This is a genomic window from Spirillospora sp. NPDC046719, assembly GCF_040645715.1.
In the GTDB taxonomy this organism is placed as follows: Bacteria; Actinomycetota; Actinomycetes; order Streptosporangiales; family Streptosporangiaceae; genus Spirillospora.
This window is the reverse complement of the sequence record NZ_JBEYYT010000277.1, coordinates 1-12,849: the sequence shown is the minus strand read 5'-3', so window position 1 is coordinate 12,849 and position 12,849 is coordinate 1. Positions and strand designations below refer to the sequence as shown.

Here is a 12,849-nt window from a genome sequence, read left to right as displayed (position 1 = left end):
GCCTGCCCCGCCCCCGGGTCGCGCCACCCCACCACCCCCTTCCGTCAGGGACGAAGTCTCCCTTCCATGAGGCGCGAAGATCGACAATGGCCACGCGGTCCGGCCACCTTTCCCGCCCGAAAAATACCGAGAAGAATGTGGCCAGAACGCTCTCGAATGGCATCGATTGTCGGTCACACAGGGTACTATTTACGTATGCAATCAGTGACGGTCGAGCTTGAGGCCGCGTCCACCATGGAACTGGTGAACGCGCTCTCAACCATCGCCACTGAACTCGCATCGCGAGAAGCCCCAGAATCAGCGGCCGCGTGCCTGGAACTCACCGAAACGCTTGTGGCCGCGTCCGATATGCAGGAAAGCGCGCTCGCCGGATTCATAGGCCGAGTCGACGCCTGCGGGGAGCAGGCCCGGTGGGGATATCCCTCCGCGCAGGCGTGGCTGCGGTCACGGTTGGGCATGCGCGACAGCCGCGCCAAGGAGCGCCTCACCCTCGCCCGGCAGCGCCACCGCCTGCCTCAGGTCTGTGCACAGCTCGCGGCCGGGGAGCTGTCCTACGGCTACGCGGCCACTGTCGCCGATTCGGTCGCCCGCTTGGACGACACCGACTGCGCCGAGGCCGAGGCGACCCTGCTGGGCTTCGTCGAGCAGGGCTTCTCGGCCGGGAAGGTAGCTGCGTTCGGGCGCCGCATCCGCGACCTCATCGCCGAACGCGACGATGTCGAAGAAGTACCGGATGAGGACACCAAGCGGGGCTATGACAAGTCGTGGATTACCACCACCCGATCCCTGGACGGTGGCCGGTACGTCAAGGGGTGGCTGAACCCCGAGGACGCCGCGATCTGGGACGGCACGCTCGCTCCGCTGGCCAAGCCGGCAGGGCCTGACGACCGCCGCGACCTCTCCGAGCGCACCGCCGCCGCCCTGTCGAGCGTGCTGTCGGGTGGACACAAGGCATCGAAGGTCACGGTGATCTGCGACCTGGAGACGCTCACCGGTGGCAACGCCCCGGCGCGCCTCGCCGACGGCACCCCGATCCCCGCCGCCCAGGCCCGCCGCATCGCCCTCTCGGCCGGAGTCTCACCCCTCCTGCTCGGACGCGGGAACACACCGCTCTACCTCGGCTACCGGGAACGATTCGCCTCCGCAGCACAACGCCAAGTCCTGGAGACGCTCTACTCCTCCTGCGCGGTGAGGGGCTGCGAAGTGCCCGGGACGCTGTGCGAAGTGGACCACGTGCACGGCTGGGCGCTCGGGCGATCGCCCACCGACATCGACCAGCTCGCACTCACCTGCGGATGGCACAACCGCTTCAAGCACAGTCGCCCCGACCAGATCCAGATCACCAAGGATCAGGACGGACGGTACGTGTACCGGCTGCTGCCACCGGCCGACTCCAGAGGATCCGCGACCGGGGCCGGACCACCAGGCAACATCGCTCCACCCGACAGCCCCGCGTTCGACTGGGCCGCATAGCCGCACCACCCAGCAACACCGGGCTCGGTCATGCCCACGCCGGTCCGCCCGCATCCACACCGATGATGGGCGGCCCCGGCATGCCCACACGCCAGGCGACCGTCACACCGGCTGCGCATGCCCCACCACCAGACGGCCCTTCGGAGACCGCCCCAACCGGCCACTACGCCGCCCACCAGACCGGCCCGCCCACACCGCCCCTGGACTGGACCGCGTCACCACCCACCCTTGGCAACCCCACCTCCAGCAACACCACCCAGCCATCCCGCCCCCAGCAAAACCACACCCGGTCACCCCTTGCACCGCTCCCCCCCCGCAGCCACCCCCGCGAGGGGCGAGCCAGCCCCCATGTCAGGGCCATGCCGACACGACGGCGCGATACCAGTGCGATGGCCAAGGCTGCCTTTCGAATGCAGCACGCAATACCCCACAGCCTGCAATACCGGAGCGGCCGCCCACGCCACATCGGAGGCGGCTCGCTGCCGATCAGGTGTTGCCCCTTCGAACCCTTTGCTCCCCTTCGCATTACGCAGCGGGGGATTTCGTACCTGACGGAAGGGGGTGGTGGGGTGGCGCGACCCGGGGGCGGGGCAGGCGGAGCCTGCCCCCAACACCGGCCCCGTACGCAAGCGCCACCCCACCACCCGAACACCCTTTCTCCCTTATTGGTGCTTAGAGCACCGCTTAAAGATGGTTGCCTAACGAGCGCCCCCTACAAGCACCGCCTAAAGAACGCCGGTCTAAAGAACGCCGGTCTAAAGAACGCCGCCTAACGAGCACCGCCTAACGAGTGCCGCCTAGAGAGTGCCGCCTAGAGAGTGCCGCCTAGAGAGTGCCGCTTAGAGAACACAACCCAGAGAGCGTCGTCTAACGAGCGCCCCTAAGGAGCACACTCAGCGAACACCGTCTTAGAAAGCGCCAGCCGGGGCCACGCATTGCCGGGCAAGCCCATCGATGACGAGCCGGTCCGAAGAAGCTGGCGACCGCTCTCCAACACCCCCGAGCTGGCCTGAGCAGCCGCCTCAAGGGTTGGTGGCGGACGCCACGAAGAAGGGGAAGGCGACGAAGAGACGGTTCGTGCGGGCGCGTTCGCGCTGGTCGGCGAGCCAGTCGTCGGCGAGGCGGGGTTCGGCTAGGCGCGCGAGCAGCGGGAGGACCGCGCCGTCGGTGAACACGGCGGTGTGGACCTCGACGGCGACGTCCCGGAATCCGGCGTCCAGCAGGAGGCCCCGGTACTGCCGCGCGGCGCGGGGAGACGGGACCTGGTCGGCGCGGGCGTGCACGAGGGTGCGGGTGACGTCGGGGAACGCGGAGTCGACGACGAGGGTGTCCCAGTCCTGGCCGCAGAGCACGATGCGTCCGCCGGGGGCGAGGACGCGGCGGGCCTCGGTGAGCAGGTGGGCGGGGACGGGCAGGTCGTGGAGGACCTTGTCGGCCCGGTAGCCGGTGAGTTCGGCGTCGCGGAACGGCAGGGAGCGGGCGTCGGCGACGCGGAGGTCGGCGTCGGGGTGGCGGGTGCGCGCCGCGGTGATCATCTCCTCGTCGAGGTCGACTCCGGTGGCGCGGACGCCGCGGGCGGTGAGCTCCGCGACGGCGCGTCCGGTGCCGCAGCCGATGTCGGCGACGAACGCGCCGGGCGCGGTGCGGAGCAGGTGGTAGGTGCGGGCGCGGAGCCGGGTCGCGGCGGGGGTGGCGTCGGCGGCGTCGAGCGCGGCGATGAGGTCGGCGATGGGGTCGGCGGGCATGCGGCCATGCTGCGACTTCAAGCGAACATGAAGTCAAACGCGCCGGAAACGCGGAGAGCCCCGAGCGCGTGCGGCTCGGGGCTCTCCGGACGTGCCCGTTACGGCGCTTCGCCGTGGAAGGCGGTCTGGATGAGGCGCTTGCCGGCGCGGCGGTCGGAGTGGGTGCCGCGGCCGACGGGCAGCGGCCCGGGGCGGACGTCGAACAGGTTGCCCTCGTCCTTGTTGCCGGACATGATCAGCGCCGGCGTGGCCATGTCCTTCAGCCGCTGCATGACCGGGTCGAACATGGCGCGGCCCGCGCCGCCCATGGTGCGGGCGAGGATCAGGTGCATGCCGATGTCGCGGGCCTGCGGCAGCAGCTCGGCGACCTGCGCGAGCGGGTTGCCGGACGGGGTGGCGACGAGGTCGTAGTCGTCCACGATGAGGAACAGCTCCGACCCGCTCCACCAGGACCGGTTCCGCAGCTGCTCGGGCGTCAGGTCGGACGGGGGGAGCCGGTTGACGAGGGCGCCGTTGACGTCCTTCATCAGCCCGGCGGCCGCCGTCGAGGACGCCGCGTACCCGATGACCTGGTCGCTCTCGGCGGAGTCCAGCAGGGCGCGCCGGTAGTCGAGCATGATGACGCGGGCCTCGTCGGGGGTGTACCGCGCCTTGACGGCGTCGACGACGACGCGCAGCAGGTTCGACTTGCCGCACTCGTTGTCGCCGATGACGACGAAGTGGGGGTCGTTCTCGAAGTCCAGCAGGACGGGCGACAGCGTGTCCTCGTCGATGCCGATCGGGATGCGCTTGCCGGTCTCGGACACCTGCGGCAGCGACGCGAGCGGCAGCACGTCCGGCAGCATCCGGACCTGCGGCGCGGGCGGGCGGCCCTGCCAGCCGGCCTGGACGGTCTGCACGAGCTGCTTGACGCCGTCGGCGAGGTCCTCGGAGGCGGGGCGGCCGTCGGCGCGGGGCAGGGCGGCGAGGAAGTGCAGGCCCTCGCGGGTGAGGCCGCGGCCGGGCCGGTTCTCGGGGACGTTCGCGGCGAGCTTGCGGTCCATCTCCGACTCGTACGGGTCGCCGAGCTTGAGCTCCAGCTTCGTCCCGAACAGGTCGCGGATGGTGAGGCGGAACTCCGACCACTTGTTGGTGGCGGCGACGACGTGGATGCCGTAGCCGAGGCCGCGGGCGGCGAGGTCGGTGATGGTGGTCTCGACCGCCTCGAACTCCTGCCGGACGGTCAGCCAGTTGTCGACGACGAGGAACACGTCGCCGAAGCCGTCGCCGGGGATCTGGCCGGCGGCGCGCAGCCGCCGGTAGGTGGCGATGGAGTCGATGCCGCGCTCGGTGAAGAACCGCTCGCGGGACTCCAGCAGGCCGGAGACCTCGGCGACGGTGCGGCGGACGCGGTCGGGGTCGAGGCGGCTGGCGACGCCGCCGACGTGCGGGAGGTCGGCGAGCGGGGCGAGGGAGCCGCCGCCGAAGTCCAGGCAGTAGAACTGCACCTCCTGCGGCGTGTGCATCAGCGCGAGGGAGGTGATGAGGGTCCGCAGCAGCGTCGACTTGCCGGCCTGCGGGGCGCCCGCGACGCCGACGTGCCCGGCGGCGCCGGACAGGTCCAGCCACATCGGGTCGCGGCGCTGGTCGAACGGCTTGTCGACGATGCCGGCGAACGCGTGCAGCTGCCCGCGGCCGTCCCAGCCGGCGGTGGTGAAGCCGAACTCGGGGGTGTGCTGCAGGTTCGGCAGGACCTGGTCCAGGGTGGACGGGTCCTCCAGCGGCGGCAGCCAGATCTGGTGCGGGGGCGGGCCGTGCCCGGCGAGCTGCTTGACGACGAGGTCGAACAGGCTGATCTGCGGGCCGTCGTCCTCCTTGCCGTCCTGGTGCTGCTGCGGCTGTTCCTGCATCCGCGGCTGCACGTAGGCGGGGGTGAACGGGACGATCTGGGCGAGCTGCCGCGGCCCCTGCCGGCCGGGCTGCGCCGCCTCGTCCTCGGGACGGTACGCGCCGGACACGTACGCGGCGCGGAACCGGGTCAGCGACTCGGTGCCGATCTTCAGGTAGCCGTTGCCGGGCGCCTGCGGCAGCTCGTAGGCGTCGGGGGAGCCGAGGACGACCCGCGACTCCATCGCGGAGAACGTCCGCAGGCCGATCCGGTACGACAGGTGGGTGTCGAGGCCGCGGAGCTTGCCCTCCTCCAGGCGCTGCGACGCGAGCAGCAGGTGGACGCCGAGGGACCGGCCGAGCCGTCCGATCATGACGAACAGCTCGGCGAAGTCGGGCTTGGCGGACAGCAGCTCGGAGAACTCGTCGAGCACCACGAACAGCGTCGGCATCGGCTTGAGCGCGGCGCCCTGCTCGCGGGCCTTCTCGTAGTCGCGCAGCGAGGCGTAGTTGCCGGCCTGCCGCAGCCATTCCTGGCGCCGCACCATCTCGCCGTGCAGCGCGTCGTACATGCGGTCGACGAGGGGGAGTTCGTCCTCCAGGTTGGTGATGATGGCGGAGACGTGCTGGAGGCCGTCCATCCCGAGGAACGTCGCGCCGCCCTTGAAGTCGACGAGGACGAAGTTCAGCACCTCCGAGGAGTGCGTCATCGCCAGGCCGAGGACGAGGGTGCGAAGCAGCTCCGACTTGCCGGAGCCGGTCGCGCCGATGCACAGGCCGTGCGGGCCGTACCCGCCCTGCGCGGCCTCCTTGATGTCGAGTTCGATGGGGCGGCCGTCGGCGTCCAGGCCGATCGGGACGCGGAGCCGGTTGCGCGGGGCGCGGGGCTGCCACGCCTGCCGCGGGTCGATGCGGGTCGGGTCGGGGACGCCCAGCAGGGTCGTCAGCGTCGTCGCGGCGGACAGCGCGTCCAGCTCGGCGCCGGCGGCGGCGCTGGCCCGCAGCGGCGCGAGCTGCCGCGCGAGGCCGTCCGCCTGGACGTAGCTGTACTGGTCGGGCTTGCCGAGGGAGCTGGCGACGTCCTTGCCGGTGCGGTCGCGGCGCAGCATCGCCATCTTGTCGGCGGCGACCCGCAGCCGGAGCATGGTGTTGTCGGCGGTCGGCGCGACGTTCCCGGTCAGGTCGATGACGCAGACGCCCTCGATGCCGTCCGAGCCGATCTGCGAGTCGGGGGTGACGGCGCCGCCGTCGACGATGACGACGTGGTACGGCAGGTCGTTCTGCGACAGGCCGGGGGTGAACCGGGCGCGGTCCTTCACCTCGGTGCCGTACATCCGCTCCAGCTCCGACAGGCTGGTCGCCATCAGCCGGACGGGCCCCGCCGCGTCCGTCAGCGTCGGGTGCATCGCGTGCGGCAGCCACTTCACCCAGTCCCAGTGCGGCATCGCCTCGGCGGACGCGCACACGCTGACCCGCATGTCGTCGGGCGAGTGGAACGCCGTCAGCTGCGCGATCATCGCGCGGACCATGCCGCGGACCGCGTCGAGGTCGCCCATCGGCAGGATCCGCGCGAACGACGGCAGCGACACCGCGACCGGCAGGTTCGGGACGGTGGAGTGCGCGCGGACGAAGCGGCGCAGCGCGCCCGCCGTCATCGGCTCCAGGTCCTCGATGGGCTTGGTCTCCGGCGGGATCAGCTGCACGGCGAGCTTCTGCGGGCCGGCGCCGATGCGCACGTTGCCGAAGTCGGCGTCGGAGGGGCGGCGCTCCCAGATGCGGGCGCTCATCACCAGCGACCACAGCGAGTCGGGGTCGGGGCTGTTCCACTCCAGCGACTCGCGCTGCTGCTCGGCGGCGCGCCGCACCCGGCGCCGCACCTGGCTCAGGTAGCGGAAGTAGTCGCGGCGGGCGCCGTTCAGCTTGAACTTGCGCTCGCCGGAGCCGCGGCCCAGCTGGCCGATCATCATGCCGCCCATGGCCAGCGCCATGCCGCCGCTGCTGATCATCATCATCGGCGACTTGGTGCCGCCGCCGAGGAACATCAGGCCCATCATCACCGGCATGACGGCCATCGGCAGGTAGGTGAGCACCGCCTGCATGCCGCCGCTCTGCATCTCCGGGATCTCCGGCGGGGATTCGAGGAGCAGCTCGCCCTTCGGGGCAGGGGGCGGTTTACGGCGCTCCTTGCGCTTGACGAGGATCGTGCTCACCTGGGGGTTCCCTCCGCGGGCCAACGCGTCCCGGGGGCGGCCGGACGGCGGCGGGGAGCACGGCCGACCCGCGGGTTGGTGGAGTTCTTTGTTGATTCGGTGTTGATTTAGCCTAATCGGACGCCACATCCTAAGCTGCGCGTCGATCGGATCCGGCCCGCGATCTGACCTGGAGGACGGGAGCTCCCGTGAATTCCCCCGCCACAACCGAACTGTGCAGGGTGACCATCGTCGCGCCCCGGCGGCGCGTCGACGTGTCCCTGCCCGCCGACGTGCCGCTCGCCCACATGCTGCCCACCCTCCTGCGGGCCGCCGGGGAGAATATGGCCGATGCCGGTCTCGCTCATTCCGGGTGGGTGCTGCAGCGGCTGGACGGCAGCCCCTTCGACCCGGCGCAGACGACGAGCGCGCTCGGCGTGCGGGACGGCGAGATCCTCTACTTCCGGCCGCGGATGGCGCAGCTCCCGGAGATGTCGTTCGACGACGTCGCCGACGTCATCGCCACCGGGATCCGGGAGCGCTCGGACCGCTGGCGGCCCACCACGACGCGCTCGTTCGGGCTCGGCGCGGCCGGGGCGGCGCTGGCCGTCGGCGCCGTCGTCATCGCGCTGTCCGGCCCGCCGTGGATCGTCCCGGCGGTCGCCGCCGGCCTGATCGCGCTGCTGACCCTCGTCGTCGCGGTCGCGTTGTCGCGGGCGCTCGCCGATTCCGGCGCGGGCGTCGTCCTCGGGTACGCGGCGCTGCCCTACGCCTTCCTCGCCGGCGCGCTCGCCCCCGCCCGCAAGGGCCTGGAGCTGTCCGACCTCGGCGCGCCGCACCTGCTCGCCGGGTTCGGGGTGGCCGCGCTCGCCGCGATCATCGCCGCGTTCGGGGTCGCGGACGGGCTGCCGGTCTTCCTCGGTGTCGCGTTCGCCGGCTTCGTCGGCGCGGTCGGGGCCGGCGTCGGGTTCGCGTTCGACGACCTGCCGGCCGCGGGGATCGCGGCCGTCGCAGCGGTCGTGGTGATGATGTTCATCGCGGCGGTCCCGTCGCTGTCGTTCAAGCTGGCGCGGGTGCCGCTGCCGCCCGTCCCGGCCAGCGCGGAGGAGCTGCGCAGCGACACCGAGACCGTCGACGGCCGGATGGTGCTCGCCCGGACGGCCGCCGCGGACCGCTTCTCCACCGGCCTCATCGCGTCCATCGCGCTCGTCGCGGCGGGCGCGATGCTCTTCCTGTTCGGCTCGGACGGGTGGGCCGCCCCCGCGACGAGCGCGGTGATGTCGGTGTCGCTGCTGCTGCGCGCCCGCGTCTTCCGCGGCGTGTCGCAGCGCGCCTGGATGCTGGTCGTCGGGCTGTTCGGCCTGGTGCTGACCGTGATCGGGATCGCGCTGCACGGCAGCCAGGTCGTCGCGCTCGCCGCCGCGCTCGTCCCGCTGCTGGTGCTCGTCGGCATCGTGGTCGGGGTGACGATGTGGCTGCCGACGCACAAGCCGACCCCGTTCTGGGGACGCTGGGGCGACATCCTCGACGTCCTGGTGATGATCTCGCTGATCCCGCTGGCGCTCGCGGTGCTGGACGTCTACTCCCGCGTCCGCGGGCTGGCCGGGTGAGGCGCTGATGCAGAGCCGGCGGGATCTCTACCAGGCGCACCGGCTGATGACGCAGCGCGTCGGGCTGGCGCTGCTGCAGGGCGAGCCCGACGTCGCCGAGTCGCCGATGCGGCGGCTGTCGGCGGCCGCGTTCGGCGGCGTGATGGTCGGGCTGCTCGTCGTCGCCGTGTTCGGGATCTGGGGCGTGCTGTCGCCGGGCGGCGCGAAGGGGCTGGACCAGCCGGGCGTCCTGATCATCGAGAAGGAGACCGGCACCAAGTACATCTACGACGCCAACACCAAGAAGATGTTCCCGGTCGCCAACTACGCCTCGGCGATGCTGGCGCTGAACTCCGACAACGTCTCCCGCCGCACCGTGTCCCGCAAGTCGCTCGACGGGTTCGAGCGCGGCGCGATGATCGGCATCCAGGGCGCGCCGGACTCGCTGCCCGACAGCGGGCAGCTCATCCGCGGCCCCTGGTCGGTGTGCGTCCGCGAGACGCAGGCCGCGAACGGTGTGCCGCAGCAGCTCACCGCGCTCGCCGCCGGGCGGGACGTCGGCGGCCGCGGGCTCTCCGACGGCGAGGCGGTGGTCGTGCAGGCCGGCGGCGTCCCGTGGGTCATCTGGAAGGACCACCGGATGCAGCTGTCGCTGCCGCAGAACCAGGTGCCGGTGCTGACGAACGGCCCCGAGGCCGCCGAGGTCCCGCCGAAGTGGCTGAACGCGATCCCGTCCGCCGGCGGCTTCGGCGCCCCGAACGTCCCCGGGCGCGGCAAGGCGGTGGCCGGGCCGGGCGGCGGGCAGGCGCGGGTCGGCCAGGTGTTCCGGGCGCAGACCGGCGCGGGCGGGCAGACGCTCTGGTACGTGATGCTCCAGGACGGGCTGTCGCTCATCAACGCGACGCAGGCGCAGTTGCTGCTGCTCGACCCTAACGAGAGCCAGGCGTACCCGGGCGCCAGCGTCCGGCCGGTCGACACCGACGTGTCGTCCGCGCAGCAGATCGCGTCGAGGACCCGGCTGCTGGACCAGAACCTGCCGCCGACGCTGCCGAGGTTCGTCAGGTGGGACCCGTCCACCCCGCTGTGCTCGGTGTTCCCGGTCGGGTCGCCGACGTCGCACCTGACGGTCGGCGGGTCGCTGCCCGCGCCGTCCGCGGGGGTGCTCGGGTCCGGGTCCGCCGGCGGGTCCAGCACCGTGGACCAGATGGTCCTGCCGCCGGGCGGCGCCGCGCTGATGAGCCTCGTGCCGGGCACCGGCGACTCGTCCGCCGCCACCGAGGGCTCGGGTTCGCTGTCGCTCGTCAACGACCAGGGCATCCGGTTCGCGCTGCCGTCGGCGGACGTCGCGAAGAAGCTCGGCTACGACGCGAAGAAGGCCGCTCCGGTGCCGTCCAGCGTGGTGCACCTCATCCCGCAGGGCCCCGCGCTGGACCCGACACAGGCCCGAAAGCCCATTCCGACCGCCCAGGGCTGACGAAGCGACTGTCCGAAAATAGGTGTGATACGGATCACACTAACATTCTCATCCCGGGATGAACCGCTAGATCAACATTCGCGTCGACATAGGCGGGACATACGACCTATGATCGCTGACATTTCGTGCCTCAGGAGTGCTCCCCGGGCAGGCCGCGCGCCGGCTCTCTGCGGCTCCCGCGGCGCGGCGCCACAGACTCGCAAACGGAGGTGACACTGTGGGTGGACAGTCCGCAGTCGACAGAAACGCAATGCAGCAGGCGGCGACGCGGATCGAGGACTCCGCGAACATCGTCAAGGGCCTGCAGAGCCAGCTCGAGAGCCACAAGTCCTCGCTGATGTCCGGCTGGGCCGGCAACGCCGCGGTGTCCTTCGACCGGGTCTTCAACGAGTTCCAGACCGAGATGAACAAGGTGCGCACCGCCCTCGACGGCATGCACCAGAAGCTGACGCACACGAAGATCACCTACGAGTCGACCGAGCAGGAGCAGACCGAGGCGGTCAACAAGATCAACCAGCTGCTCAACGGCGGCACCTGATCGTCCCCCCACCCGCCGGCCCTCTGAACGCGAAGGACTCGAGACGTGAGCGACAGTTACACCAAGGCGAACTTCGGCACCATGCAGCAGGCGCAGGCCGACTTCTCGCTGGCCTACCGCGCCCTGACCGACGAACTCCACGACCTGGAGGCGCAGCTCGAGCAGCACCTCTCCCAGTGGGAGGGCGACGCCCAGGGCGCCTACTGGGAGGCCAAGCGCACGTGGGACGCCGCCGCCGCCCACATGGGCCAGGTCCTCAACCAGCTCGGTGTCGTCATCGGCGAGGCGCACAGCAACTACAGCGCCGCCGAGCGCCGCAACCAGGGCATCTGGGGCTGAACGACCGCTGGACCGCCTACGTCGTGCCGCCCCCGCCGGGCCGCACGGCGTAGGCGCGCCCGGGGGGTCCGGAGGCCATTCGCCAGGAGGATGAGCTATGAGCAAGTACAACCTGCCGCCTGAAGCGCTCGCGAAGGTCGACTACACCTACACGACCGGTGCCGGCGAGTACACCCAGGTCCACACCCAGCACGGGCTGACCCAGCAGGAGTGGAACGACCTTCCCGAGTACGAGCAGCGGCAGCTCTACTACCAGTACGGTATTCCGGCCAAGAGCCCGACGGACCCCTCCAACTCCGTCCCGCGCAAGTCCCAGCCCGACGACGAGAAGTGGGGCATCGAGGCGGACGACGGCTACGAGGTCGACCCCAAGGAACTGCGGAATCTGGCCAGCAAGATGCACAGCGAGTTCACCGGCTGGCAGCAGCGGCTCGCGAAGGTCCAGAAGATCGCCATCACCACCGGCAACCTCGGCGGCGTACCGGGCAGCGAGAGCTTCGTCGACCTGGCGAACCAGTCGCGCGACGGGTTCGGCACGTACATCAAGAACATCACCGACGCCTACAACGGCGTGATCGAGAAGCTGACGGCGACCGCGGACGGCTACGAGGCCGCTCACGGCAAGTCCCAGCAGCAGGTCAACGGCATCCACCCCGGTGGCAACGCCAACTTCAAGTAACCCGCCGAACGGAGGGAGGTACAGCCGATGGGCCAGGAGTACTACGTCATCCGCGGCTCCCAGTCGTGGTCCAAGCCGACAGCCGACGGGATGAGCTTCGACGACGTCAAGAAGAAGCTGTCGAGCATCAACTCGGAGCCGGTGAAAGAGGCCGGCACCGCCTACTCCGACGCGGCGGACGCACTTGCGGAAATGAGCACCGCGCTCCGCGGGTTCGCTCAGACGCTCGTCAAGCACTGGAAGGGCGACGAGGCCAAGAAGGCGGTCGCCCAGCTGCAGCAGGTCCACGCGACCTCGATCAATCTGTCGAACAGCAGCCACACGAACGCGTCCACCTACACCTGGTACGGCACGCAGATCCTCGACTGGTACAAGCAGGCCGGTCACGACGCCAGTGACGGTTTCATCCACACCAGCGGCGACGACAAGCACGGCCGGGAACTGATGCAGCGGTTCCTGAACCGCACCGGCGAGGCCTTCAACGCCCACCCGACGCAGATCACCCAGGACCTTCCGCAGGACAAGCGCGGTGGTCTTACCGACAAGCCGACGTACCCGGGTGGTCCCGGTGGTCCCGGTAATCCCGGCGCCGGCCCTGGCGGCCTGCACGGAGGCGGTGGCGGTGGCGCCGGCGGCGGCTTCGGCAGCGACCCCGGCGGCCTCGGCAAGCACGGCGCCGGTAGTTCCAGCCCGTTCGCACCGTCCGGCGACGGAGGACCGCACCTTCCCGGCGGGACCGGCAGCGGCGGTTCCGGCGGCTTCGGCAGCGACCCCGGCGGCCTCGGCGGCAGCCACGGCGGTGGGGGAAGCCTCGGCGGCAGCGGCGGCCTCGGCAGCGACCTTTCCAGTTTCCCCGGTGGCGGCGGTGGCGGCGGGCTTCCCGGCGGCGGTGGCGGCGGCCTCGGCGCCGACCCGGGCGGGCTCGGCGGCGGAGCGGGCGCCGGCGGCGGCCTCGGC

At 71.1% G+C, this 12,849-nt stretch carries 9 protein-coding genes; 7 read left to right on the top strand and 2 right to left on the bottom strand.

Annotation, left to right across the window (positions count from 1 at the left end):
* The first annotated feature begins 195 nt into the window (after positions 1-195).
* On the top strand, positions 196-1,473 hold the full coding sequence (locus tag ABZ914_RS34380; RefSeq protein ID WP_500198372.1) for an HNH endonuclease signature motif containing protein: 1,278 nt from the start codon (positions 196-198) through the stop codon (positions 1,471-1,473).
* A gap of 1,022 nt (positions 1,474-2,495) precedes the next feature.
* Here ABZ914_RS34380 and ABZ914_RS34375 read toward each other — a convergent pair.
* Entirely contained in the window at positions 2,496-3,218 is a 723-nt protein-coding gene (locus ABZ914_RS34375; RefSeq protein ID WP_500198370.1) for a methyltransferase domain-containing protein, read from the bottom strand.
* 98 nt (positions 3,219-3,316) lie between these two features.
* Complete coding sequence (gene eccCa, locus ABZ914_RS34370) at positions 3,317-7,294, bottom strand: type VII secretion protein EccCa (protein WP_500198369.1); 3,978 nt, start codon at positions 7,292-7,294, stop codon at positions 3,317-3,319.
* A 221-nt stretch (positions 7,295-7,515) separates the two neighbouring features.
* Here eccCa and eccD point away from each other — a divergent pair, with 221 nt between their 5' ends.
* From eccD to ABZ914_RS34340, 6 genes are all read left to right on the top strand, one after another.
* Positions 7,516-8,883, top strand: a complete 1,368-nt coding sequence (eccD, locus tag ABZ914_RS34365) for a type VII secretion integral membrane protein EccD (RefSeq protein ID WP_500198368.1) — start codon at positions 7,516-7,518, stop codon at positions 8,881-8,883.
* Positions 8,884-8,890: 7 nt separating this feature from the next.
* Positions 8,891-10,336: a type VII secretion protein EccB gene (eccB, locus tag ABZ914_RS34360; protein WP_500198367.1), complete on the top strand. Its 1,446-nt coding sequence runs from the start codon at positions 8,891-8,893 to the stop codon at positions 10,334-10,336.
* A gap of 136 nt (positions 10,337-10,472) precedes the next feature.
* Positions 10,473-10,874, top strand: coding sequence for a WXG100 family type VII secretion target (locus tag ABZ914_RS34355; protein WP_347256704.1), 402 nt, complete (start codon positions 10,473-10,475; stop codon positions 10,872-10,874).
* A gap of 45 nt (positions 10,875-10,919) precedes the next feature.
* The gene (locus ABZ914_RS34350; protein WP_190856776.1) at positions 10,920-11,213 is read left to right on the top strand and encodes a WXG100 family type VII secretion target; all 294 of its coding nucleotides are present in this window, start codon (positions 10,920-10,922) and stop codon (positions 11,211-11,213) included.
* A 97-nt stretch (positions 11,214-11,310) separates the two neighbouring features.
* Positions 11,311-11,892 (top strand): hypothetical protein, encoded by a 582-nt coding sequence (locus ABZ914_RS34345; protein ID WP_500198366.1) that lies wholly within the window; start codon positions 11,311-11,313, stop codon positions 11,890-11,892.
* Between the two features lie 27 nt (positions 11,893-11,919).
* A partial coding sequence (locus ABZ914_RS34340; protein ID WP_500198365.1) for a hypothetical protein occupies positions 11,920-12,849 on the top strand: 930 nt, incomplete at its 3' end.

Coding starts and splice junctions, on each gene's coding strand:
- eccB (WP_500198367.1), top strand. CDS start 8,891: ATGCAGAGCCGGCGGGATCTCTACCAGGCGCACCGGCTGATGACGCAG.
- ABZ914_RS34345 (WP_500198366.1), top strand. CDS start 11,311: ATGAGCAAGTACAACCTGCCGCCTGAAGCGCTCGCGAAGGTCGACTAC.
- ABZ914_RS34380 (WP_500198372.1), top strand. CDS start 196: ATGCAATCAGTGACGGTCGAGCTTGAGGCCGCGTCCACCATGGAACTG.
- ABZ914_RS34375 (WP_500198370.1), bottom strand. CDS start 3,218: ATGCCCGCCGACCCCATCGCCGACCTCATCGCCGCGCTCGACGCCGCC.